General features: G+C 61.6%; 23 protein-coding genes and 1 tRNA gene. 10 read left to right on the top strand and 14 right to left on the bottom strand.

Annotation, left to right across the window (positions count from 1 at the left end):
- Positions 1 to 75 precede the first annotated feature (75 nt).
- The 10 genes from QM596_RS25590 to QM596_RS25545 form a co-directional block, all read right to left on the bottom strand.
- On the bottom strand, positions 76 to 579 hold the full coding sequence (locus tag QM596_RS25590) for a hypothetical protein (RefSeq protein ID WP_223257877.1): 504 nt from the start codon (positions 577 to 579) through the stop codon (positions 76 to 78).
- A gap of 279 nt (positions 580 to 858) precedes the next feature.
- A complete protein-coding gene (locus QM596_RS29740; protein ID WP_326839284.1) occupies positions 859 to 1,554 on the bottom strand; it encodes an Imm52 family immunity protein in 696 nt (231 codons plus the stop codon).
- Between the two features lie 532 nt (positions 1,555 to 2,086).
- Positions 2,087 to 2,860, bottom strand: a complete 774-nt coding sequence (locus QM596_RS25580; protein ID WP_225989407.1) for a hypothetical protein — start codon at positions 2,858 to 2,860, stop codon at positions 2,087 to 2,089.
- A 247-nt stretch (positions 2,861 to 3,107) separates the two neighbouring features.
- Positions 3,108 to 3,803: a hypothetical protein gene (locus tag QM596_RS25575; protein WP_283310228.1), complete on the bottom strand. Its 696-nt coding sequence runs from the start codon at positions 3,801 to 3,803 to the stop codon at positions 3,108 to 3,110.
- 42 nt (positions 3,804 to 3,845) lie between these two features.
- Complete coding sequence (locus QM596_RS25570; RefSeq protein WP_223257874.1) at positions 3,846 to 4,562, bottom strand: Imm52 family immunity protein; 717 nt, start codon at positions 4,560 to 4,562, stop codon at positions 3,846 to 3,848.
- Positions 4,538 to 7,645 (bottom strand): YML083C domain-containing protein, encoded by a 3,108-nt coding sequence (locus QM596_RS25565; protein WP_283310226.1) that lies wholly within the window; start codon positions 7,643 to 7,645, stop codon positions 4,538 to 4,540. Before QM596_RS25565 ends, QM596_RS25570 begins: the two co-directional genes overlap by 25 nt.
- Positions 7,642 to 7,980 carry a hypothetical protein gene (locus QM596_RS25560; protein WP_283310225.1) on the bottom strand — a complete coding sequence of 113 codons (339 nt, stop codon included), beginning with the start codon at positions 7,978 to 7,980 and terminating at the stop codon, positions 7,642 to 7,644. Before QM596_RS25560 ends, QM596_RS25565 begins: the two co-directional genes overlap by 4 nt.
- Before the next feature lie 62 nt (positions 7,981 to 8,042).
- Positions 8,043 to 8,435 carry a hypothetical protein gene (locus tag QM596_RS25555; protein ID WP_046377755.1) on the bottom strand — a complete coding sequence of 131 codons (393 nt, stop codon included), beginning with the start codon at positions 8,433 to 8,435 and terminating at the stop codon, positions 8,043 to 8,045.
- A 91-nt stretch (positions 8,436 to 8,526) separates the two neighbouring features.
- Positions 8,527 to 9,210: an MspA family porin gene (locus QM596_RS25550; RefSeq protein WP_042950363.1), complete on the bottom strand. Its 684-nt coding sequence runs from the start codon at positions 9,208 to 9,210 to the stop codon at positions 8,527 to 8,529.
- Positions 9,211 to 9,800: 590 nt separating this feature from the next.
- The gene (locus QM596_RS25545; RefSeq protein WP_241896030.1) at positions 9,801 to 10,652 is read right to left on the bottom strand and encodes a glycoside hydrolase family 43 protein; all 852 of its coding nucleotides are present in this window, start codon (positions 10,650 to 10,652) and stop codon (positions 9,801 to 9,803) included.
- A gap of 251 nt (positions 10,653 to 10,903) precedes the next feature.
- On the opposite strand from QM596_RS25545, the gene QM596_RS25540 reads away from it, so the two are divergent.
- From QM596_RS25540 to QM596_RS25530, 3 genes are all read left to right on the top strand, one after another.
- Entirely contained in the window at positions 10,904 to 11,398 is a 495-nt protein-coding gene (locus tag QM596_RS25540; RefSeq protein ID WP_030535796.1) for a DUF1877 family protein, read from the top strand.
- 403 nt (positions 11,399 to 11,801) lie between these two features.
- Positions 11,802 to 12,182 carry a hypothetical protein gene (locus QM596_RS25535; RefSeq protein ID WP_019746448.1) on the top strand — a complete coding sequence of 127 codons (381 nt, stop codon included), beginning with the start codon at positions 11,802 to 11,804 and terminating at the stop codon, positions 12,180 to 12,182.
- A gap of 211 nt (positions 12,183 to 12,393) precedes the next feature.
- Positions 12,394 to 13,197, top strand: coding sequence for a neutral zinc metallopeptidase (locus QM596_RS25530; protein ID WP_133728300.1), 804 nt, complete (start codon positions 12,394 to 12,396; stop codon positions 13,195 to 13,197).
- Positions 13,198 to 13,457: 260 nt separating this feature from the next.
- Here the strand turns inward: QM596_RS25530 and QM596_RS25525 are convergent.
- The 3 genes from QM596_RS25525 to QM596_RS25515 form a co-directional block, all read right to left on the bottom strand.
- Positions 13,458 to 13,544, bottom strand: a tRNA-Ser gene (locus QM596_RS25525).
- Positions 13,545 to 13,594: 50 nt separating this feature from the next.
- Positions 13,595 to 14,020, bottom strand: a complete 426-nt coding sequence (locus tag QM596_RS25520) for a MarR family winged helix-turn-helix transcriptional regulator (RefSeq protein ID WP_020968140.1) — start codon at positions 14,018 to 14,020, stop codon at positions 13,595 to 13,597.
- Positions 14,021 to 14,148: 128 nt separating this feature from the next.
- On the bottom strand, positions 14,149 to 15,387 hold the full coding sequence (locus tag QM596_RS25515; RefSeq protein ID WP_069146653.1) for a lactate 2-monooxygenase: 1,239 nt from the start codon (positions 15,385 to 15,387) through the stop codon (positions 14,149 to 14,151).
- On the opposite strand from QM596_RS25515, the gene QM596_RS25510 reads away from it, so the two are divergent.
- On the top strand, positions 15,386 to 16,375 hold the full coding sequence (locus QM596_RS25510) for an NAD(P)H-quinone oxidoreductase (RefSeq protein ID WP_020905806.1): 990 nt from the start codon (positions 15,386 to 15,388) through the stop codon (positions 16,373 to 16,375). The two genes, QM596_RS25515 and QM596_RS25510, sit on opposite strands and share 2 nt — an antisense overlap.
- A gap of 15 nt (positions 16,376 to 16,390) precedes the next feature.
- On the opposite strand, the gene QM596_RS25505 is transcribed toward QM596_RS25510, so the two are convergent.
- Complete coding sequence (locus QM596_RS25505; RefSeq protein ID WP_007731767.1) at positions 16,391 to 17,593, bottom strand: cysteine desulfurase-like protein; 1,203 nt, start codon at positions 17,591 to 17,593, stop codon at positions 16,391 to 16,393.
- Positions 17,594 to 17,725: 132 nt separating this feature from the next.
- Here QM596_RS25505 and QM596_RS25500 point away from each other — a divergent pair, with 132 nt between their 5' ends.
- The 6 genes from QM596_RS25500 (at position 17,726) to QM596_RS25475 (ending at position 23,119) form a co-directional block, all read left to right on the top strand.
- The gene (locus tag QM596_RS25500) at positions 17,726 to 18,295 is read left to right on the top strand and encodes a bacterial proteasome activator family protein (RefSeq protein WP_021342495.1); all 570 of its coding nucleotides are present in this window, start codon (positions 17,726 to 17,728) and stop codon (positions 18,293 to 18,295) included.
- Positions 18,296 to 18,359: 64 nt separating this feature from the next.
- Positions 18,360 to 19,232: a galactan export ABC transporter permease subunit Wzm/RfbD gene (gene wzm, locus QM596_RS25495; protein ID WP_020905804.1), complete on the top strand. Its 873-nt coding sequence runs from the start codon at positions 18,360 to 18,362 to the stop codon at positions 19,230 to 19,232.
- A 10-nt stretch (positions 19,233 to 19,242) separates the two neighbouring features.
- On the top strand, positions 19,243 to 20,049 hold the full coding sequence (wzt, locus tag QM596_RS25490) for a galactan export ABC transporter ATP-binding subunit Wzt/RfbE (RefSeq protein WP_020905803.1): 807 nt from the start codon (positions 19,243 to 19,245) through the stop codon (positions 20,047 to 20,049).
- Positions 20,046 to 20,942 (top strand): galactofuranosyltransferase GlfT1, encoded by an 897-nt coding sequence (gene glfT1, locus QM596_RS25485; protein WP_019746444.1) that lies wholly within the window; start codon positions 20,046 to 20,048, stop codon positions 20,940 to 20,942. Before wzt ends, glfT1 begins: the two co-directional genes overlap by 4 nt.
- Positions 20,943 to 21,159: 217 nt before the next feature.
- Positions 21,160 to 22,245: a ribosome small subunit-dependent GTPase A gene (rsgA, locus tag QM596_RS25480; protein ID WP_283310221.1), complete on the top strand. Its 1,086-nt coding sequence runs from the start codon at positions 21,160 to 21,162 to the stop codon at positions 22,243 to 22,245.
- A gap of 46 nt (positions 22,246 to 22,291) precedes the next feature.
- Positions 22,292 to 23,119, top strand: coding sequence for a TylF/MycF/NovP-related O-methyltransferase (locus QM596_RS25475; RefSeq protein ID WP_283310219.1), 828 nt, complete (start codon positions 22,292 to 22,294; stop codon positions 23,117 to 23,119).

The following is a 23,119-nucleotide window of genomic DNA, read 5'->3' as shown; positions in this document are numbered from 1 at the left end:
AGGCGAAGCAGGCCATCCGGTTAACGCATTTCTCGACGTCTGATGCAATGGTGAACTCCGGACCCATTGCGTGGCCTACACCGGGTAATCCAACGCCGCCCGCACCGCCACGATGTCGGCGGCAGCGACCTCCATTGGCTTGTCCCCCAACCGAATCAACGTGCCAGTGGACAACTCCTCTACCACCGCAGATTGGGGCAGCGCGCTGCGATCGAACCTAACTCCGGAATGGAAGTATGTTTCCCATCCCACCTCGACCTCACCTTTCGACCGATTCTGAAGATCTATGTAGTCGCCGATGCTCCACCGAGCTCGATCCGGTTTCCAATGCTTGACGATAACTTTCATGATCGCGTCTCCGATGTCAGGGCCGAGCAGCTGCCGGGTGCTGTCGGTGAGCTGCGTCTCCGTCGGCAACGACACCCGGACACTGTTGGGGGCGCTGGTTTCTAAGCCGCCGACCCTGGAGATGATCCGCCGCGCGGTCCCGTCCTCGGGCGACAAACCGATGCTGTACCCCGGTCCGGGGGTGTCCGAGTATCCCACCTCCTTCGAGCGGGAATGCTCGAAGATTTTCACCAACCCGTCCACACTGAGATCCGCGGGGCCTTTGTCCAGTTTTTTTGGTGTACACCCACGGCAACGCCAACTCCGGGTCGATCGTTTCCAGGTCGTCGAGGAAAGCGCGCATCGTCTGCGCCACCTCCTGACTCGACTGCACCCGCGTGCCCCAATATCCGGCTACCGTCGGCCATCGCCCGAAAAAGCTCATCGCCCCGTCCTTTCCAACCACTGCGTAATAGTCTCCGTCCGACTACGTGTCGCGACATGAGCAAGGGTCGGCGGTCACGCGGCGTCTTAGACCGGGTAACCCAGTGCTTCCCGCACCGCCAGGATGTCGTCGAAGTTGACGTCTAACGGTTTCTCGCCCAACCGAATCAGCGTTCCGTTGGGGAGTTCCTCCAGTACGGCGACGACGGGCAGTTTGCTGTGATCGAGATCGATCCCGGACTGGATGTATGTCTCCCACCCGACTTCGATTTCGCTGACCTCATTTCCCTGCGCATTGCGGTACTCCCGCGTCCCCCACCGCGCAGACTCCGGCGACCAATGCTCGATGATCGCTTTCATGATCGCGTCCCCGACGCGTGCAGTCAGCAACTGCGACGCCTCCCCGATTGCTTGTTTCTCCGGGGGGAGGGTGACGTTGACGAGATTCGGAACCCTCGGAACATTCCGGCCGAGAGAGAATTGGATTCTCAAGAACTGATATCTGTCCGGGTGCAACAAACTCACGATGTAGCCAAGGTCGAAGGCAGCAACGGATTGCCCTTCGATATCCTTCGCTGCCCGGAAGATTTTCGCTAGGACTTCCACGCTTAGATCGGTCGACTCGAAGGCAGTCTCGGGCGAAAACACCCAAGCTTCTCCAAGTGCTCGATCAATGTTCCTCAGACTATGAAGAAACGAGAACACCTCCGCTGCAATGCCTTCTACCGGTTGCGTCCGAGGGCCCCAATACCCGATCACTGTCGCGCCACGATCCGAATTCATCGACCTTTCCTTTCCAGCCACTCTGCGATCGTCATAGTCGTTCTCGGCAAATCATTGTCATTGAACAGTTGTGGTCCGGGTTGCTGCGGAGCGCCGGGGGCATCCGGATTCACCGGCACCTGACCGACATCAGGCAGAGTCGGCACACTTGGTTCCTCGGTGCGACCTGGCGAGGGAGCCTCCAGGGTGGAGTTCTCGGGTCTCGGGTTCGACCCCGGATCGCCAATCCCACCGGGCGAGAGTGATTCCCACTCGCCACGATCGGGATCGCCGGGAAAGTGGGTTGCGAGGGTTCCGGAATCGCGGGATCCGGGCGTGCAGGTTCATTCACGGACGGAACAGAGGGTTGATCATGCTCGGCAGGTGGAACTGTGCCGTCGATGGCGGGTATGCCGCGCGGTGGCACTCCACCCGGAGCGTCGATCAGCTGGTGCGTAGCCGGATCGGGACCGCGGCGCGGTAATTGCGGGCAGGCTGGTCGGTCCGCGCCATCCCTACCTGCAGGCAGCCCCGAGTGCGCCCAACGTAGGGCTCACAGCCGTCTGAAACCTTTGGGTAGAGGAATCTCCGGTCGTTCGGTCGGCAGTCCTGCTGCTGCGCGGATGCTTCGGATGTCCTCGACTGTTAACGGCGTGGACAGATTCTTCTGGATGACGATTGTGCCGTCCTGGTAGGGAAATGCCTCCACGCTGGGCGGGAGCTGCGTTTCCTCGATCGGCAACTCAGGACCGAAGTAGGTGCAACTGCCCACGATCGCGTCACCCGGTACGTTGAACTGAGGCGATGATTCGGTTCGGCGGTAGAGCACGGTGACACGCGAGTCCCAGATATCGGCTAGCCCCTGAACGAGCTTCAATGCCAGCGAAATCAGTGATTCGTCGGCAAAGGCACATGCGAATGCGCCGGACCCTGAGGTGCCCCCGAAACTAACAACGACTTTGACGTCTCCAGCGGGTGAATACAGGGTCATATGTCGTCCCAATGAGAGGGGATACATACCGCCGGTGGCATCAGGGGATCGTCTGCGCTCGATCAATGCGGCTTCGATCGATTTTTCCGTCGGAGGTACAAGGATCTGACGGATATTCGACGCCAAGGCTTGCTCGAGTCCGGCACCGTCGGGGAGGGCATCGCCTACTGTTTGGTACAAGTCGACGTCGAAGACAGGATCGATGTCGCGAAGCAATCGTAGCGAACGTGCAACGAGCGCGGCCGTGACGGCCTCGCTTTCAGGCGCACCCTTTCGTGGAATGACCTTCACTGTCAAGCCCACCGTAGGATTGCGGCGCAGTGATGACGTAGGCACTTTCACTCCCCTCCAAATGCGATGATGTTGATGTTCTCCATCCCGATGACCTCGTCGAACGCATCCTCCATTATCTGAGCAGCTTGTTCTTAAGAACACCATCACCTGCGGACGTGAGCTTGGCCGTAACTTCTGGTGTCACAGCCGGCGCGAGCCTTTCGGTAGGCGAACCTCCGGTCGTTCGGTCAGCAGGCCGACTGCTGCACGGATGCTTCGGATATCGTCGGCAACCAACGGGGCGCGTGGATCACGCTGGATGACGATCGCTCCTTCTCTTGTACGGAAAAGCTTCGACAGTGGGTGGGATCTGCGTTTCGTTGATCGGCATCTCAGGGCCGAAGTAGGTGCAACTGCCCACCGTTGCGTCGCCGGGCACGTTGTACTGAGGTGTGAGCTCCGCATCCCGGTAGAGCACGGCCGTGGGAGCGTCCCAGATATCGGCCATACCCTGGACGAGTTTCAATGACAGTGAGATCAGAGATTCATCGGCGAAGCCCCCTGGGTACGGCCAGATGAAGGTGCAAAGTAAGGAACCTGCTCCTGCCGTACTCCCGAATCCGATGAGAATTTCGATGTTTCCGTTGTCGGTGAACAACCTGAGTTGATGCCCGAATGAGAGTGGGTAAATCCCGCCTGCGGCATCAGGAGACTTTCTGCTCTCGATCATTGCGGCCTCGAGGAGGCTTTCTGCCTGAGGCGTGAGGATCCGCCCACCATTCAATGCCAGAGCCTGCTCGACCGTAACGCCGTCGGGAAGGTCATTCCTCACGGAGCGATACATGTCGACGTCAAAGACTGGGTCAAGCTTTCGAAGGAACTGCAGTGACCGCGCTGCCAGCACTGCGGTGACCGATTCGGCTTCCGGCGGCCCCTTCCGCGCCATGACTTTCACGGTCAACCCGGACGCCGGATCGCGACGTAAAGATGAAGCAGACAACGTCACTCCTGCTCGAAGACGATCGACCAATCGGAACAGTCTCTGGCGCTACACCGGGTAACCCAACGCCGCCCGCACCGCCACGATGTCGGCGGCATCGACCTCCATTGGCTTGTCCCCCAACCGAATCAACGTGCCAGTGGGCAGCTCCTCTACCGCCGCAGATTGGGGCAGCGCGCTGCGATCGAACGTAACTCCGGAATGGAAGTACGTTTCCCATCCCACCTGGATCTGACCTCTAACTCGCGGTTGCAGATCGAGGTAGTCGCCGATGCTCCACCGAGCCCGATCCGGTTCCCAATGCTTGACGATCACTTTCATGATCGCGTCCCCGACATCCGGTTCGAGCAACCGTCGCAATTCGGGGGGAACATCCTTCTCCGTCGGCAACGACACCCGGACACTGTTGGGGGCACTGGTTTCCAGCCCGCCGACCCTGGCGATGATCCGCCGCGCGGTCCCGTCTTCGGGTGACAAGTCGACGTCGTAGCCCGGTCCCGGGGTGTCCGAATACCCCATCTCCTTCGAGCGGGAATGCTCGAAGATTCGCACCAACCCGTCCACGCTGAGATCTGCTGGCACTTTGTCGAACTCGGCAGTCGAGACCCACGGCAACGCCAACCCCGGGTCGATCGCTTCCAGATCGTCGAGGAAGGCCCGCATCGTCTGCGCCACCTCCTGACTCGACTGCACCCGCGTGCCCCAATACCCGCCCACTGTCGGCCGCCGCCCGAAAAAGCTCATCGCCCCGTCCTTTCCAACCATTGCGCAATAGTTTCCACCGTGACACCGACGACGTTCTCGTCGTCGAAGCCTCTCAAGGCGAGTTCAGCATATTGTTCGTTGAGCATCACCCACACGAGCTCAGCGTCCATCCCGGCTTGTGCGAGGGCATCGAGCTGCGCCTGAGCGGTCTTGGGCCAATCTTTTTGCCAAACACGGCCCCGGAAGTCCGTTACGTAAGGTTCACCGTTCCGGTCGAAGATGAAGTCGTAGATGTGTTTCGCATCGACGATGACGTTCATGTCCGGGAACCAACCGTCGAACTTGAGCTCACCGTTCTTCCCGGCATCGAATGGCAAGATGAACGCGAACTGCCCGTCCACCAGCGTGACGAGTTCCTGAAATACCCGAGAAGGCCTCAACCTCCGAGCGGCGTCGTACCGGAGACCTTCGCCTGCATCACCCCATACCCCGACATCGGTGCCATCCCGATCACCGATGATCCGGGACTGCAACGTACGCAGATCCAACGGGCCGACTCCTTCGACCTCCACGATGTCCGGCGGTGTTTCGCCGGGTGCGAGTTGCGGTGGTTTTTCTCGTGCGAAAGGCATCCACCACAACGGATCCTGTTCAACCCCTGGTCCCTCCGGGCTGTCAGGCTGTGTGGGAGGCATCGTGACCGCGGGTCGCTGCGTCGGATCCTCGATGACGCCAGGGCTGGGAATGGTGCTCGGATCGGTGGCGAAGGGGTCGAATTCCGGTAGTCCGGGTTGCTGCGGAGCGCCGGGAGCGTCCGGATTCACCGGCACCTGCCCGACATCGGGCAGAGTCGGCGCACTCGGTTCCTCGACCTGACCTGGCGAGGGAACATTCGGGGTAGAAATTCCTGGTGTCAGGTTCGGCCCTGGATCACCGATCTCCCCCGGCGTGGATGGTTCCCACTGGCCGCGGTCGGGATCGCCGGGCGAAGTGGGTTGCGAGGGTTCCGGAATCGTGGGATCCGGGCGTGCAGGTTCATTCACGGAAGGGATCGTGGGGTGGTCATGTTCGGCAGGTGGAACTGTGCCGTCGATGACGGGTATGCCGCGCGGTGGCAGTGTGCCCGGCCGGGGAATGTTTTGAGCAGGGGTCGATGGTGAAGTAACCGGGGGCCGGGTGGGTGTTGTCCGGTTCGAGACGATCAGGTCTTCAGCCCGGATCGCGCCGACGGCCAGACGGGCCCCGCGCAGCGGTGGGACGACGAAGCTCATGATCTCGTCGGTGTAGGGCTGATCGAAAGCGACACCGGGGTCCAGATGCTGCGCGTCGCCTATCCGAACTGGTTCGCCGGTGCTCCAATCGTACAAGGACAGTTCCGAGTTGGAATGGTCGAAAACCTGGTAGGGGCGTCCCTGCTCGTCGTAGGTGACCTGCAGGTCGTGCTCTTCTCCCTGCGCGTCGGTGTACGTCCAGCTCCACACGTTCGGCACCTTCGAAGGTGTGCCGGACCAGTTGGTTCCGTTTTCGTCCGTGAACGAGACGTCGCTGACAGCGGGTTCGGTGGTGTAGTCCTGCCCGCCGATGTTCGAAGTGATCGGCTCCTGGGTTTGATCGGCGAGTATCGCGTCGCCGACAGGGTTTCCGGTTCCTGTTTCGGTGATCGGCGGTTCGGAGACCTCGGAGTTAGGGTCACCGGACATGAGCTGGCCGAGGTCTGAATCTGCCGGGTCCGCAGGTTCGGTGGTGTAGTCCCGCCCGCCGATGTTCGAAGTGATCGGCTCCTGGGTTTGATCGGCGAGTATCGCGTCGCCGACAGGGTTTCCGGTTCCTGTTTCGGTGATCGGCGGTTCGGAGGCCTCGGAGTTAGGGTCACCGAGCATGAGCTGCTCGAGGCCTGAATCTGCCGGCTCCGGGGGGTTGGCGGCGAGGACGTTTTGTGCGTCCCTGCGTGCTTGTTCGCCCTCCGGGGTCATCGGGCCGATGAAGTTCGCCTGCGCTTCGAGCGCAGCACGTTCTTCCGGTGTCAGCTCCGGGTCGGCGAGGATCGGGTAGAGCAGGTTCTCGATACCGGCGGTGTCGACGACCTGAACGAGTTGCCCGTCCCGGATCTCGTAATGCGTCGGAACAGGAGTGCCGTTGGCGTCGTACGCCCACGGGGCATCGATTGTCGAGACCGGATTCCCGTCGGCGTCGAAGACGGTGACCGTGCCATCGGGGTTGACACTCATGTGACCGCCGGGCGGCACCGTCACCGGAATCACGGATTCGTGCGACGACGTTTCGTCGTGGATCAGGAAGAAGAACCGGCTTCCGCCGGTGATCGGATCGAACACCCGCAACGAGGACTGCCCGCCAGGTGCGTACGCAGTCAACGGCGACGCGACAGTCCCGACCGCCTGGGAGAGCACTGATTCGGGCGTGCGGGGGCTGAAAGGTCCCGGCCGCCCGCGCACTCCGATACCCGCAGCGGTGAACGCCGCGGCCCCGACGAGGACCAGTTCGAGATACCTGTCACGGCCCGAGTCCTCCCCGGTTGTGGAAACATCTGCTGCCGGATCCGGAACCGTTTGGGCCGGTGCGATATTCGAATCCGAATCCGAATCCGCGGGGATCGGTCCTGGACCGCGATCGGTGGTGGTTCCCTCACCCGGGGTGGGTGTGGGTGAGGGAACCGCTGATGCCGATGCATTGGGGAATGCACCGACACCAGTTTCCGAGGCCGGGGACTCGGAAGTAATGGGCGGAACCTCGATCGTCGGCACAGGGACGATGGGGGTGCCGTTGTAGGTGGGAAAGTTCGTCGGAGCATTGGCCCCGACATTTGGGCCACCGCCTGGAGCCTGCGCACCGGGGAGCCCGACAGTGGTCGTCGGCGCAGCTGTCGACGTCGTGGACGGCGCACTCAGGCACGGGTTGATGATCTCTAGCGGGATGGGCGCACCAGGTGGCAGCGACGCAATGAGATTCAGGTAGATCTGATGATCACGTGCCCGCACCGCCGCGCAGTCTTCTTCCGGCGTCGCGTTCGCCGGAGCGGCGGAGAGTGCGATTCCCGCACCGATCACTCCGGCCGCTCCGGTCAACAGCGCCCCGGCGGCAAGCACTCCCGCGAGAGTCCGGCGAAGTCGTCTACCGGACTTCACCGGTGCGCACCACGATTGTCACTCTTCTTCGTTCGGAGTAGCGCGATGAGTTTGTCTGCGCCCCACCAGAACAACCGTCCGGAGATCGACATCCACAAGAAGAATGCCAGGTAAACCAGGATCGTCCCGTAGTCGTTCGCCCAGCCGGCGAGCTTCCCGATCACCGCGAATGCCGCGATCAGCAACCCCAGTCCAACTGCCGTAGCGATCACAGCCTTGGAAAGTGGACTGAGTTCGCTGTCCGGATCCCAGTCATCAACGTCTGCAACGTCTTTGCTGTCGACGGCAGCGGGTTCCGGTTGGACACTGCGACGTTCGGCGTTGTTGACGGTCATGGCTGAAACTCCAAATAGGAAGGGAGAGCGGGGACAACGAGTCGCCGGCGTTCGGCCTGGTATCAGTTCCAGTACTGCTCCGTCAGCACTATGTGCCCCTCACTGGCGGGGTGATTCGGTTCGGAGACAAAGACATTGGCATGCCCACCACGCGCGGCTGCTTCACCGAGCACAGCTCCTTCGAGGGCGTCGACCTTGCCATCGGTAACAGTTATCGCGGAACCAGGCGCCAACCAGACCCCCCTCAGCGAACCTGGAACGATGTTCGCAATCGCATCAGGAATCGGGCTCGCCGCCAGCGCCGCCGTTTCGGCGTTCGAAAGTGAAAGTCCGATCCGGCCATGTTCCGGTTGCACGATCGGAGTTGCAGCAGATGCCACGCCGGCGCCGAGAACACCGATCAGGGCGATACCTGCGGTGAGGGTTCCGGCAGTGGCCAAGGTACGAATCTTCATGATTTCTCCTTTGTGAGCGTGATGAGTAACCACCCCGGGACGGGACGGATCAGAAATTGCTCGCCAGCATCGCCGGCGAAGTCTGCGTGAGTTAGAGCCAGGTGGGATCGGAGTACACGAACAACGTGTTATCCGACGTTGCCGTCGACACCGAGAGTTGTGCGTAGGAGCGAATCGTCACCGGCCCCATGCACGCATCAACCTTCACGTGCACGTTCTCTGCCGTGATCGACGCCTTCGACGCCTCGAGATCCTTCTTCCCCAACGGAATCGTCGTGATCGTGCCCGGCGCAATCGTCGACTGAATACTCGGATTCACCGACGCATTCACACCCACGTTCGCCGACGGGACACCCGAAATACTCACACCGACAGACGGGCCGAGCGAAAAGCCAAGCCCCAAGCCAAGTCCGGAGGAGACATCGATCTGGCAGCCGATCTGCAATCCCTGCTCGACATAACCGGTCTTCACTGCCGAATCGCCCGCACCACCGATCGTGCCGGTCACCTTCGCCGACACGAACCCCTCACGGGTGAACGCCGTCGTCGCCAGATTCGGCACCGGGTTCGCCGACAGTTTCGTGGCGGCAAGATCCAACGACCAGCCGTCATCGGTGATCGTGCTCGCGAATTTGTCCGACAACGCCGTTGGCGTTGCCGATGCGCTCCCTGCGAAGACCACACCAGACGACAGCGCGGCAACCGCACACGCCGCGAGCCCTACCGCGGCCCTCGATCGACGATGGGATACGCCGTTTTGCGATTCGATCGACATGAACTGCTCCTCCACGTGACACAGCAACCAGAGCGGTAGCCGACAACTAACTGAATTAGTTACCGGACGGTACCAATCGTCCTGTTTGCCCGCCAGCGCGCCATCTCCCCCATCTTGGATTTAGGGTGAACTTTCGGTAACAGATATATATCGACAGGCTTATCAGCAGCGAAAAGGACCTAGGTCCCACTATGAGCAAGGTCACCGTTTACGGACGAGAAGATCACTCAGAAACAGTGCGGCAAATCGAATTGAATCCGCATTTCGCGGGCCTCAGAGCAGTTGAAGACCGAAAGTGCGGGCATCAAGCCAGTGCGCGTACTTGAATATGAAATTAACAGGCATTACTTGGCAATCAATCGTGAAGTACGGCGCCCGAGCGGGGCCTGGGAGCGCAACTCTGCACAGCTCACGCCGAGATACTCACTTCGTGGTCGGCGCGAACTCGTCGGACCCAACGGCATCGCATCGTTAGCTTGTCAATCACTGATTCGCGCAGGCGACGCACACAAGTAGTACGCAAGTACGAGAAAAGGCTCTGACCAAGACCGGAGTCCTTGATCAGAGCCTTACCAACTCGGGGTCGAAAGTTATGCCGGTTCTCTCATGATGCCGAGATGCCGTGCAGTCCCGGACACCCCAGGAACCTCTTGCACAGGAGACCAGGTGTTCAGCCCGTCCGTGCTGTCGGAGTAGAGATACTTTCCTTCGGTATAGGCGTCGAGATAGATCCGCCAGTCGCCGCTCGGCAACTGAACCACGGCCGGACCTTCGACAAGCGAACCCCAATTCCCGGGCGGGACAAACGAATAAGGTCCCGTCACCGAAGGAGCGACCGCATGCTCGACGACCTTCCTCGTCTCGTTCTTGGTGAACGCATGATAGGTCGATCCGACTTTGACCACGGTGGTGTCGATGTGGTCCGCACCGATCCCGGCGAGCGGAACAGGCGGGCTCCACAACCGGAGCGACGGTTCCAACGCCGTCATCAGATACGGCACAAATCCTCCACCTGTCGACATCGACAGGATGACGTTGACGCGATCGCCGTCCACAAACCATTCAGGCGCCCAGGCCTTGGTGACGAATGGTGACAGCGACGGTCCGTCGCTGAAACCGGCCGAACCCGAGAAGCCCGGCGGACTCGCAGAACCGGTGCCATCTCCCGTGCCAGGCATCAAGGCGCAGCAAAACGGAACCGGATAGTTCCCCAGCGGCGTCCAGTTGATGCGGTCGCTGCTGCGTGCGAACCCGATGTTCGCCCCACCACCCGTCGTGTAGGTGAGGTAGTACAACCCGTCCGTGTTCCGGAAGATGCTCGGATCACGCACGAGCCCAGACGGCGGCCTGTACGCCGACTGCTGGACGAGCTGAAAGCCGGTGCCGTCGACCGACTCGTAGACATCCATGTCACGGTCGCTGGCATTGCTGAACGCCACCATTGTGTATTTCCAGTCAGGCGGCGGCGCGGCGCTGCTGGCAGGGGCTGCGACCAGCAACCCCGCGACGACGAGGATCACCAGCGATACAACAGAAAGGCCGGTCCGTTTTGTCGGAATCACCGATGAAGTATGTATGACAGCAGGCCCACCATGGGTAACTTCGGTCGGAGGCAGAGCAGGATCGTTACCTAAGGCGATTCGTCTTGTAGTGACGGCGGGACGCCGGCAAGGTCGGCCGTTAGCATCACGCCATGGAACTTGGGGTGCATTTCGCGCTGTCAGACAGCGTGGCAGCGGAACTTCTGGACGCGCGCGGCGACGACGACAAACTCGGCGCTGTGGTCGAGGACATCGAGGAGACGGGCCGATCCGAGTTCTCGTGCGACACGGACAAGGCGTGGGATCCGATCCTGTGCGCCCTCTCCAGCACGGGGTACGAGCGCGTGTCCGAGAACTGGCCGGCCTACGGCGTGATCTTGGGGGACGAAGACCTCAACACCGACACCGACGACCAACTCGTCACCTACCTGGCACCCGATCGGGTCGCCGAAGTCTCCTCGTACCTGGCGGAAGTCACCGAATCCGAGTTCGGCGTGCGCTACGACGCGATGCCACTCGACGACCGCAACCCGGAGTACGGCTCCGACGAGCGCGGGTACGCCTGGGGCTGGCTTCAGGAAGTGGCGGACTTTTTCCAGCGCGCGGCCCGCGAGCGTCGCCACGTGGTATTCACCGTGCGGTTCTGACAGTCGAGAGCCCACTGCCGAAGCAGCGCGCCCTCGAAGAATGAAAGACCGCTTTGACAGTGGCGCTCAACTGCGGAGAACCCTCTGCGCGGGTTCTTGCTCTGACAATTCCTCTGCCGCAGCGTTTCTGGGTGACCGCGTACGTGCCCTTCTCGCAGCCAGACTGAGCAGTAACGGAACCGTAACGACAGCCCGCGCGCTTCTCCGGCATTCACGATCTTGACCAGCAGTTTCACTGAAACAGTTTATTCTTCAACGGATTTCCAGTAGTGAGCTGCATCTCAAACCAACCCAATGGATTGCTCATTGTTTGCGACATGTCGTTGACTGTTACCGGAAGAATCAGACAAAGTGGCCCGTGGAGGCGCCAACTCGAGTGGGCCACCGACGAGGGAGAAGCCGAATGACGCACCTACGCAAGATGATTACCGCGGCCGCATTGATACCTGCCGGTATCGCAGCCATCGCACTCAGCGGCGCGGGCGCCGCATCAGCTGTTACTCCGATCGCCGACAACGGGCGCATCGGCGTGCAACTGAACCAAGGTGAGACGGCATTGTTCGGCCAGCTCAATGCCGGCGCTGCGATCGAAAGCATCACTAACTCCAACCAGATCGGCGTGCGCCTCGCACCAGGATCGCGCTTCGAGAGCGGCCCCAACGTCGTCTGGGGACGTCTCGACCAGTTCGCCAACGAAGCAGCCTCCCGTGGTGGAGAAATTTCTCTCGGCGTACTCAACCCGGCGAGGGGTTCACAGCAGTTCTTCTTCATTCAGAACTGGTAATACGCTCCGCCGTCGAATTGATACTTCACTCTTCCTCCGGCGGGGCTGAGCATTTTTCGTTTCCCGTGGCAATGTTCGTCGCCGAATGTTGAACAGGCGACGTTATCCCGGACGACTTTTGCGAGGACTGCAAACGGGCACCGATGCGTGCGGGAAATTCCCTGTGCCGCTGCGTAATAACGCATCCACAACCGACCCCTGAGGCGAACGAATGAGCTGGACTCGAAAAGAGATAGCGATCATCGTGACCGCCACCGCGGTCGGGCTGGTCGTCGTCCTGGTGGTCGGGGTCAATCTCGCCGCCTCCGTGGTGAAACGGGTGCTGCCGTCATATGAAGCGGTCACCGAAACCAGCCAGCGATTGACCGACACGGATATGCAGTTCCCGGATATCGACTGCACGCCAGTCGAATGGCGCGGCGACATCACCCGTCAGAAGAGGTATGCGGAAGTGGTGGTGGCCTGCCTGGACGAGATGTGGAGCCCCGCTGTCGACAGAGAACTCAGAGGCGGCAACCTCCTGACACCTCACGTCGACATGCGCCTCGAAGGCGACGATGCACCCATCCTCTGCGGAGAAGGCGCAGACGTCTACGGGATCAGTTTCTACTGCCCCAGAAACCAGACCATCCGCATCTGGACGTACGACAGTTTCAACGAACTCGACCTCGTCAGAGTCGCCACCCACGAATACGGACATCACCTTCAGGAGGCGATGGGGATCGAATCGCAGCTGTCGTCATTGGCCGCGCAGGAAAACGATCACCGCGAGGTGATGTTGATGACCAAACGCCTGGAAGCTCAAGCTGAATGCCTGTCCGGCGTCAGCGCGAATCACATCCTGCCCTACCTCGCCGAACTGTCCGTACAAGAAGACGACATCAACATCCCTGGCGAAGACCCCGAAGACACCCACCCGAGTCAGGCCAACAACAGAATGTGGTTCAACCGAGGAATGCAGGAGGGACTCAGCTCCTGCGACGCGTGGAACACACCGGAATCAGAGATTCGATGAATGCGTAACGCCGCCTGAGTCCCTTTTTTGAGGGGCGTGGCTAGTCATTCATTGCGGAAGGAGCTGGGGCGGTGGAGTGGTTGCGAGATTGCGGGAAGTCCCCCACAAGAATGATCATGCCGCCGTCAAAGGCTGGATCCAGCTCTCGAAGGAACTGCAGCGACGTCGCTCGACGCCGACGCGGACCTCGTCGACGGCAATCTTGGCACGATCGGACACAAAAAGGCCCCTCACCTGTATGAACAAGTGAGGGGCATCTGCGGAAGCGGAGGGATTTGAACCCCCGGTGGGTTTAACGCCACGCTCGCTTTCAAGGCGAGTGCATTCGGCCGCTCTGCCACGCTTCCGTGGGCGATCCTATCGGGTGTTCCCACGGACCGCGAAAACGGCTCCGACGTCAGCGCTCGCCGATGGCTTTGTCGACCTTCTCGAAGACGTCTGCCAGCACGTCCAGTTCCTGGGGAGTCAGCAGATCGACCAGATTGTTCCGCACGCCTGCCACGTGAGTAGGCGCTGCCTCGGCGAGGCGGCGCCTACCCTCTTCCGTGATCCGAGCGAGCACGCCGCGACCATCCTCGACGCAAGTGTCTCGCACGACGATGCCCTGGGATTCCATCCGCCTGATCTGGTGTGTGAGGCGACTCCGCGAAGACAGCACGCCGTCTGCCAGGTCACTCATCCGCAACGACCCGTCAGCTGACTCCGAGAGCATGACCAAAATGCGGTAATCGGCCAACGACAGGTCGTGTGAATCCTGCAGTTCGCGGTTGAGAACCTCCATGAGGCGCTGATTACCGTCCATGTAACCGCGCCATGCACGCATCTCGCATGGCGTCAGCCACGGTGTCTCACCGTGCGCCGCCTGCGATGTCTCCTCGGTTGTCGCTTCAGCTGTCACAGGTTCCAAGTTTAGACCTGTGTCCGCCCGTCACAGTAAGACTCACCCTAAAGTCACGAATTGGACATCAGGATCGAACGGTCGATTTCGGCGACCGATGCCAACCCCGCCAGTCCCATGGTGAGATCCAGGTCGGCCATGAGACTGCGCAATGCATGACGCACTCCGTCCGCTCCGGCCAATCCCAACCCGTACACCCACGGCCGTCCATACAGCACTGCGTCGGCACCCAAAGCCAGAGCCTTGATTACGTCTGCGCCACAACGAATTCCGGAGTCCATCAGGATGTCCACCTCATGCCCCACCGCATCAGCGACAGGACCGAGAGCGTCGAGCGCCGAAATCGACCCGTCGACCTGACGCCCACCATGGTTGCTCACCACAATGCCGTTGGCGCCGGCCGCGACGGCCTCACGTGCGTCGTCGGGATGGACAATTCCCTTCACCGCGATCGGAAGTGTCGTCCACTGGCGAAGTTTCGCGATATCCGCGATCCGCACCGCGTGATTGCCGAACAACGACACCCACGTGAGAACCGCGATCTGCAGGGCTTCTGCACTCTCCTCGGGAGGCGTCGCCAATTTGGCGCGGAACACCGGATCCGACAGATAGTTGGCAATACCCTTCGCCTGCAGGAACGGCAGGTGACCGAGCTCGAGATCCCTTGGACGCCAACCCATACCGGGAGTGTCGGCAGTCAGGACGATAGCCTTCGCGCCCGCCGTCTCCGCCCGACGGACAAACGACTCGGCAAGCTCGTCGTCGGCCGGCCAGTACAGCTGGTACCACCAGTTATCGCCCGAGGCCGCCGCTACGTCTTCGATGGTCGAAGACGCCGCCGTCGAGAGAATCGATCCGATCCCCAACTCGGCAGTGACCGAACCGACCGCAACCTCGGCGTCGTCGTGGACCAAGCCGAGCACTCCCACCGGAGCCGTCAGAATCGGTGCGGCCAACCGCGTCCCCAACACCTCGACGCTCAGATCGCGCGCGTCGGGCGCCGCAGTCCCCCGCAACATCCGCGGCACGATCGCATGCTTGTCGAACGCCCGCAGATTCGACACCGCGGTCCGTTCGGTCGACGCGCTACCGGCGATGTACCCGAAAGCCTCTGGTGAGAGTTGCTCGCGCGCGGCATCTTCCAAGCCCGCCGCAGTCATCGGCAAAGCCGGCTTCGCGCCGCTCAGTCCCGTCAGATAGATCTCGTTCTGCATGTTCCCGAAGTAAGTCACGTCCGCGACGGTAGCGGCAAAACACCCGTCAGCGGGGAGATTCGCTAGCGTCGTATCCATGTACGCCATAACGATCGATCAGCCCGGCGGTCCCGAGGTCATGAAATGGGCGCAGCAGCCCGATCCTGAACTACCTCGCGGGCACGTACTCGTCGAGGTCGCCGCGACCGCCGTCAACCGCGCCGACCTGCTCCAACGTCAAGGCTTCTACCCGCCGCCGCCCGGCGCGAGTGACATCCTCGGCCTCGAATGCTCGGGCGTGATCGTCGAACTCGGCGAAGACGTCACCGGTTGGTCCGTCGGCGACGAAGTCTGCGCATTGCTGGCCGGCGGTGGCTATGCCGAGAAGGTTGCGGTCCCGGCAACACAACTTCTCCCCGTTCCCGCGGGCGTCGATCTCCGTGTCGCAGCGTCACTGCCGGAAGTTGCGTGCACAGTGTGGTCCAACGTCGTGATGCGCGGCGGCCTACGACGCGGACAGGTACTACTCGTCCATGGCGGTGGCGGCGGAATCGGCACCCACGCCATCCAGGTCGGCAAAGCCCTCGGCGCCCGCGTCGCAGTTACCGCGGGTTCGGAGGACAAATTGAACCGCTGCCGCGAATTGGGCGCGGATATTCTCATCAACTACCGCGACAGCGACTTCGTAGCATCACTCGCCGAAGCCACCGACAACCACGGCGCCGATGTGGTTCTGGACAACATGGGAGCGTCGTACCTCGGGCGCAACGTCGACGCACTCGCCATGGACGGCCACGTCGTGATCATCGGAATGCAGGGTGGCCGCAAGGGCGAAGTCGACATCGCCAAGCTGATGGGAAAGCGCGGAAACATCACGTCGACGGGCCTGCGCGGGCGTCCGCTCACCGGCCCCGGCGGTAAAGCGGACATCGTCGCCGACGTCCGTGCGAAGTTGTGGCCGTTGATCGCCGATGGATCGGTTCAACCGATCGTGTCGACCGAACTTCCGATCACCGAGGCGCCATTAGCCCATCAGTTGCTGGATTCGCCGGAAACCGTAGGCAAGGTCATCCTCACCGTGAAGTGAGCCGAGCGGGATCGATCAGCCCAGGGCGCCGAGTTCGGCGACCAGCTGATTGATCTCGTACCGAGTCGTGTACGGCGCAAGGCCGACGGTGACCGCGCCGCCTTCGTCGTTGACACCGAGGGCGTCGAGCAGCCTGGAACCACCATGCGTACCGCTGACCGTTGCGATGCGCTTGTCGGCCAGGTGCGCGGCGACCTTGTCTGCCGCCATCCCCTCGAGTGTGAAGCTGAGCGTAGGCACCCGCGTGGGTGCGCCGCCGATCACCATCACGTTGGGCAGGGCTGCGAGAGAACGCATGAGGTGATCGAACAGACCGTCCTGGTAGTCCTGCAGCGAGCTGATCGAGGTTTCGAGGCGCTCACGCCTGGTTCCCGTTGCCGATTCGTCCAAGCCCGCCAGGAAATCGATCGACGACGTTAGACCGGACAGCAGCGCGAACTGATGACCGCCCACCTCGAGTCGCTCGGCACCACGCGCGTACGGGTTGAGCGACACGGCCGGAATTCGGTCGAGCAGTCCGGGATCGCGGAAGACGAGTGCGCCCACCTGTGGACCGCCCCACGACGGCGCGCTGACGGCAACGATGTCCGCCCCGAGATCAGCCATGTCCACATGCGCATATGGCGCTGCACCGACGGCGTCGACCACCATCAGTCCGCCGAATTCGTGCAGACGATCAGCTGCGGCGCGGACGTTCGGAGCCGAACCGACGACCGGTGATGCGGCCGTCAAGGCCACCAAGCGAGTCGTCGAGGTGATGAGATCGTTGAACTGCCAACTCGGGAGCTCACACGTTTCGATTTCGACCTCGGCCCATCGAACCTGGGCGCCGTAGCGACTGGCCACACGAAGCCAGGGCGCGACGTTGGCCTCTTCGTCGAGGCGCGAGAGCACGAGACCGGTTCCGAGGCCCAACCGCGAACTCAGCGACTCGGCGAGCCAAGCCAACAACACCGCTCGGTCTGATCCGAGAACGACTCCCGCAGGATCTCCGCCGACCAGATCGGCGACCGCGGTGCGCGCACTCTCGAGAATGGCAGCACTACGACGGTTCGAGACGTGGCGACCGGAGGAAGAAGACGCAGAGGCACGGAACGCGGTGGAGACCGTCCGCGAGACGGCGTCCGGGATCTGCATTCCGGCCTGCGGATCGAGGTGGATCCAGCCGTCACCGAGTGAGGGAATCAACCCCCGTACGCGGGCAACGTCGTAAGCCATGCTCGACACTCTAGGTGCAGACGCCCGCTTAGTCGAAGGCAGTCACCCAATTACCCGTCAGTACAGTTATTCGATAGCTAACTTTTTGGGGGTTACGCGGCGTTTGTCGCCCACACACGACAAGATGGAAGCATGACGAACCCCGACAAAGAGCAGGTACTCGTTATCGGACCCGACGGTCGACCCGTCGCGATGCCGGCGGCCGAGGCAGAAGCCGCCACCTCCGGCACCACCGAAGGCGCGGAAACAGAAGCCGAGTCCGTCGCCGAGATGGTCGAGCAGCCGGCGAAGGTCATGCGAATCGGCACGATGATCAAACAACTCTTGGAAGAAGTTCGCGCCGCGCCGCTCGACGACGCCAGCCGTAAGCGCCTCAAGGACATCCACACCTCGTCCATCCGAGAACTGGAACAAGGCCTGGCACCCGAACTCCGTGAAGAACTCGAGCGACTGAGCCTCCCGTTCACCGACGACTCCATTCCCTCCGACGCCGAACTGCGAATCGCGCAGGCCCAACTCGTCGGCTGGCTCGAAGGACTGTTCCACGGAATTCAAACCGCACTGTTCGCCCAGCAGATGGCAGCGCGCGCTCAGCTCGAACAAATGCGTCAAGGCGCACTGCCTCCCGGCATGAGCATCGGGGCTCCGCATTCGCCTGCACATCCGGACCAACAGAGCCCGGGAACCGGCCAGTATCTGTAACCCGGACCACCACTAGGTCCGAGGGAAATCCGGCGCCGACGCCAGGCCGGTAGGCTCGACCTCCGTGTCAGCATCCGCAATCGAATCCGAGACGCCGGACGCACCTGCGCCCGTGTCCGACTCCCAGACGTTCCGTCGTGCGTTCAAAGACCTTCGCGACGGTCTGAATCAGCGTGAGTTGTGGCTCAGCCTCGGCTGGCAGGACATCAAACAGCGCTACCGCCGGTCGGTGATCGGTCCGTTCTGGATCACGATCGCCACCGGCGTCCAGGCCACCGCCATCGGCATTCTGTACGCGGCCCTGTTGGACATGCCACTCCAGGAGTTCCTGCCGTATGTGACGGTGGGCCTGATCGTCTGGAACCTCATCAATGCCTCGATCATCGAAGGCTCCGAAGTCTTTGTCGCCAACGAAGGCCTGATCAAACAGCTGCCATCAGCCTTGAGCGTGCACATCTATCGACTGGTGTGGCGGCAGATGTTGTTCTTCGCACACAACCTGCTGATCTACGTGATCATGGTGATCGCGTTCGGGGTCTGGCGGAACCTGAGTTGGGCGTCGTTGGCTGCGATCCCGGCGTTGGGACTGATCGTGCTCAACGCACTGTGGGTCTCGATCGTGTTCGGAATCTTCGCCACTCGATACCGTGACATCGCACCGATTCTGTCTTCGCTGACGCTGCTGCTTTTCGTGCTGACACCGATCATGTGGACAACACAAAGCCTCGAGGCTCAGGGCGGCGCGGTCCGAGATCGTGCAAAGATCGCCGAACTCAATCCGCTGTTCCACTACCTGGACATCGTCCGCGCGCCGATGATCGGGCAGCCGCAAGAGCTTTACCACTGGTACATCGTCATCACGATCACGGTGGTCGGCTGGGCCGTCGCATTGCTGGCGCTTCGCAAATACCGGGCCCGCGTGCCCTACTGGGTTTAGGGACATCGCAATGACCGAACATGTGAACATCTCAACGCACAACGCCTGCGTCGACTTCCCGATCTTCGACGCGAAGTCCCGGTCGATGAAGAAGGCATTCCTCGGTAAAGCGGGTGGCGCCATCGGCCGCAACAGTTCCGACGTTGTGGTCGTGGAAGCCCTGAAAGACATCACGATGACGCTCAAAGAGGGCGACCGTGTAGGGCTGGTCGGCCACAACGGCGCCGGAAAGTCCACCCTGCTGCGCTTGCTCTCCGGGATCTACGAACCCACCCGGGGATCCGCCACCATTCGCGGACGCGTCGCACCTGTTTTCGACCTCGGAGTCGGCATGGATCCCGAGATCTCCGGCTACGAGAACATCATCATCCGCGGCCTGTTCCTCGGTCAGACCCGCAAGCAGATGCTCGCGAAGATGGATGAAATCGCCGACTTCACCGAACTCGGCGACTATCTCGACATGCCATTGCGCACGTACTCCACCGGCATGCGCGTGCGCATCGCTATGGGCGTGGTCACCAGTATCGATCCCGAGATCCTGCTACTCGACGAAGGCATCGGTGCCGTCGACGCCGAATTCATGAAGAAGGCCAGAGTTCGGCTGCAAAAGCTGGTGGAACGCTCCGGCATCCTGGTATTCGCCAGCCACTCCAACGAATTCCTCGCTCAGCTGTGCAACAGCGCGATGTGGATCGACCACGGCCAGATCCGCATGCAGGGTGACATCGAGGATGTCGTGCGCGCCTACGAAGGCGACGACGCCGCCGAACACGTGCGCCACGTCATCAAGGAGATGGAACGGGAGAACACCCTGTGAGCGCACCCGAGAAAATCATCGGGGTTGTCGTCACGCACAAGCGTCGTGAACTGCTGGCCGAATCCTTGAAGGTCCTCAGCACCCAGTCGCGGCCGCTCGATCACCTGGTTGTCGTCGACAACGCCGACGAAGCCGATGTGAAAGAGCTCGTCGACAACGCTCCACTGCCGACGAGTTACATCGGTTCTCAGCACAACCTCGGCGGTGCCGGAGGATTTGCTCTGGGCATTCTCTACGCACTTTCGCTCGGCGCCGACCGCGTCTGGCTCGCCGACGACGACGGGCGTCCGGAGGGCCCCGAGGTCCTGGAAACCCTGCTCGACTGTGCAATTCGGAACGACCTGGCCGAGGTCTCCCCCGTCGTCTGCGACATCGACAACCCAGACCGCCTCGCGTTCCCCTTGCGCCGCGGCACGTCGTGGCGCCGGTTGCGTTCCGAACTCGGCGACGAGGATCTCCTGCCAGGCATCGCGTCCCTCTTCAACGGTGCACTGTTCACCGCCGATGCGATCGATGCTGTCGGAGTTCCGGATCTACGCCTGTTCGTCCGCGGCGACGAGGTCGAGGTACATCGTCGCCTCGTGCGCTCCGGCCTGAAGTTCGGTACCTGCCTGCAAACTGCTTACGTCCACCCCAACGGCGCGGACGAGTTCAAGCCGATTCTCGGCGGACGCATGCACACGCAGTACCCCGACAACGACACGAAGCGCTACTTCACGTACCGCAACCGTGGATACATCCTCGCCCAGCCGGGAATGCGGAAACTGCTTCCGCAGGAATGGGTTCGGTTCGGCTGGTACTTCCTGATCACCCGCCGCGATCCGGCAGGACTACGCGAGTGGATGCGACTGCGCAAACTCGGCCGGGAAGAAAAGTTCGAACGCCCGAGTTAAGTCAGTCGTCCTGAGTTGAATCAGTTGCCCTGAGTTGAAGCAGTTGCCCAAACATCTTTTAAATCAGTTGCACAGTCGCGTCTGCGGCTGAGACGATTCTGATCCGACGCATGGTGCGTCCTGAGAATTACGAGGAGTGAGTATTGATGACTGTCGTGTTCCGCAGTTTCAGCGCCGTCAACGTTCACACTTCTTCGTACTCGAGGACACAATCACCATGCCGGAAAACAACACGCTCCTGACCGAATACGGTTGGAACGCAACACTCTCGAACACATTCACTACCCTGGCCCCACCGGACTCCGCACCCGGGCGCGTTCTTCGCGTCGACCGCGGCCGGTGCGACGTGGCCGTCGCCGAAGGCACAGTTCGCGCACTCACCGGCAGTGATCCGCTCGCTACCAGCCAACTGTGCACGGGTGACTGGGTGGCCGTCGCCGAGGTACTGAACTCACGCGAACCCGAGATGCACACGGTCACTTCAATACTCCCCCGATCGAGCAGCATCGTTCGATCCTCGGCGTCCGGAAAATCGGAAGGCCAGATTCTGGCTGCGAACGTCGACACCGTCGTCATCGCCACGGCTTCGGACGGCGACGTCGATCTCGGGCGCATCGAGCGACTACTCGCACTCGCCTGGGAAAGTGGCGCAACACCTGTCGTCGCACTCACCAAATCGGATGCAGCTCAATATATCTCCGACACTCTAGGTGAGGTCTCTGCCATTGCGCCCGGCGCAACAGTGCTGGCCGTCAGTGCCGAGACCAACGAAGGAATGGATGTACTCGATGCAGTTCTGGACGGCACCGTGGCGATACTCGGTCCATCCGGCGCCGGTAAGTCGACGCTCGCGAACGCACTCCTCGCGGACACCACAGGCGCCGATCGACTCGAGACCGGCCGCGTTCGAACCGGCGACGGAAAGGGACGCCACACCACAGTCACGAGAGAACTGATCCCCTTCTCCGGCGCCCGGACGTTGATCGACACACCCGGCCTGCGAGGGGTTGGCATGTGGAATGCGGCGGAGGGGATCGACAAGACGTTCCCCGAGATCGAGGAACTGATTGCAGAGTGCCGGTTCTCGGATTGCGCACACAACTCCGAGCCTGGATGCGCAGTCCTGGGCGCACTCGGGCGTGGTGAGATCGATGAGCGGAGACTCGCGAGCTACCGGAAACTACAGCGAGAGAACGCGTGGAACGCCGCGCGAAGCGATGCTCGTCTGCAGGCAGAGAGGACGCGGGAGATCAAGGTGATCTCCCGACATCTCAAGAGTCACTACCGCGGTCGGAACCGGTAGCGAACAAAGCCTGGCAGCATGGAGGTGATCCCGACGAGAGGTTGCCATGTTCGAGCGGTTACGTTCCAGCGCCAGGACCAAGCTTCAGCGTGCGGTATCCGAGGTGGTCGAGACCGCCGACCGTCGCAACGCCGATTGCACGCAGCAGATCCTCGACGCGCTGGCACTCTCACGTGACGAACTGGCCGAGGCCCGCGGTGACATCGCGGGCCTCCGGTCCAGGATCGACGAGCTGGAATTTCGCCAGCGTCGGGATCTGGCCTACGCCGTGGATCTGGAAGCGACAGCGTCGACTGCCGAGTTCATCCTCGAACACCTTCGAGTCGCGGAGACATTCGGCCACCCGCACGACACGCTGCGCCACGCATTGGGCTTGATCGAAATACCCGGCATGGCACTCGAATTCGGCGTCGCCAGCGGAACCACACTCAGGATCGTCGCGGAGGCTTTCACCGAACGTGAGGGGACCGTCGCAGGTTTCGACGTGTTCTCCGGCCTTCCGGAGACCTGGCGCACCGGGTTCCCGGTCGGCGAGTTCGCACAGGAATCCATCCCCGAAGTGCCTGGAGCGCAACTTGTTCCGGGCCTCTTCGAGAACACCTTGCCCTCGTTCCTGAACGACGAATCCGGCCCCGTTGCGTTCCTGCACCTCGACGCCGACCTTTACTCGTCCACCAAGACCGTGCTCGATCTCCTCGGCGACCGACTGGTCCCCGGGTCGATCGTCGTCTTCGACGAGTTCTTCAACTATCCCGGATGGCAGCAGCACGAATACCGGGCGTGGACGGAGTTCGTCACACGCACCGGCATCTCGTTCGAATACCTCGGGTACACCGTCGACAACGAGCAGGTCATCGTCGAGATCACCAGCTGA

The organism is Rhodococcus sp. IEGM 1406, from assembly GCF_030056745.1.
GTDB lineage: Bacteria > Actinomycetota > Actinomycetes > Mycobacteriales > Mycobacteriaceae > Rhodococcus_F > Rhodococcus_F erythropolis.
This window is presented reverse-complemented; position numbering and strand designations above follow the sequence as displayed.

What these genes read in the sequence shown, in the direction of transcription:
- QM596_RS29740 (WP_326839284.1), bottom strand. Translation starts at nt 1,554, where the DNA reads ATGAATTCGGATCGTGGCGCGACAGTGATCGGGTATTGGGGCCCTCGG.
- QM596_RS25570 (WP_223257874.1), bottom strand. Translation starts at nt 4,562, where the DNA reads ATGGTTGGAAAGGACGGGGCGATGAGCTTTTTCGGGCGGCGGCCGACA.
- QM596_RS25560 (WP_283310225.1), bottom strand. Translation starts at nt 7,980, where the DNA reads ATGACCGTCAACAACGCCGAACGTCGCAGTGTCCAACCGGAACCCGCT.
- QM596_RS25555 (WP_046377755.1), bottom strand. Translation starts at nt 8,435, where the DNA reads ATGAAGATTCGTACCTTGGCCACTGCCGGAACCCTCACCGCAGGTATC.
- QM596_RS25550 (WP_042950363.1), bottom strand. Translation starts at nt 9,210, where the DNA reads ATGTCGATCGAATCGCAAAACGGCGTATCCCATCGTCGATCGAGGGCC.
- QM596_RS25545 (WP_241896030.1), bottom strand. Translation starts at nt 10,652, where the DNA reads ATGGTGGCGTTCAGCAATGCCAGCGACCGTGACATGGATGTCTACGAG.
- QM596_RS25540 (WP_030535796.1), top strand. Translation starts at nt 10,904, where the DNA reads ATGGAACTTGGGGTGCATTTCGCGCTGTCAGACAGCGTGGCAGCGGAA.
- QM596_RS25535 (WP_019746448.1), top strand. Translation starts at nt 11,802, where the DNA reads ATGACGCACCTACGCAAGATGATTACCGCGGCCGCATTGATACCTGCC.
- QM596_RS25530 (WP_133728300.1), top strand. Translation starts at nt 12,394, where the DNA reads ATGAGCTGGACTCGAAAAGAGATAGCGATCATCGTGACCGCCACCGCG.
- QM596_RS25520 (WP_020968140.1), bottom strand. Translation starts at nt 14,020, where the DNA reads ATGCGTGCATGGCGCGGTTACATGGACGGTAATCAGCGCCTCATGGAG.
- QM596_RS25510 (WP_020905806.1), top strand. Translation starts at nt 15,386, where the DNA reads ATGTACGCCATAACGATCGATCAGCCCGGCGGTCCCGAGGTCATGAAA.
- QM596_RS25515 (WP_069146653.1), bottom strand. Translation starts at nt 15,387, where the DNA reads ATGGATACGACGCTAGCGAATCTCCCCGCTGACGGGTGTTTTGCCGCT.
- QM596_RS25505 (WP_007731767.1), bottom strand. Translation starts at nt 17,593, where the DNA reads ATGGCTTACGACGTTGCCCGCGTACGGGGGTTGATTCCCTCACTCGGT.
- QM596_RS25500 (WP_021342495.1), top strand. Translation starts at nt 17,726, where the DNA reads ATGACGAACCCCGACAAAGAGCAGGTACTCGTTATCGGACCCGACGGT.
- wzt (WP_020905803.1), top strand. Translation starts at nt 19,243, where the DNA reads ATGACCGAACATGTGAACATCTCAACGCACAACGCCTGCGTCGACTTC.
- rsgA (WP_283310221.1), top strand. Translation starts at nt 21,160, where the DNA reads ATGCCGGAAAACAACACGCTCCTGACCGAATACGGTTGGAACGCAACA.
- QM596_RS25475 (WP_283310219.1), top strand. Translation starts at nt 22,292, where the DNA reads ATGTTCGAGCGGTTACGTTCCAGCGCCAGGACCAAGCTTCAGCGTGCG.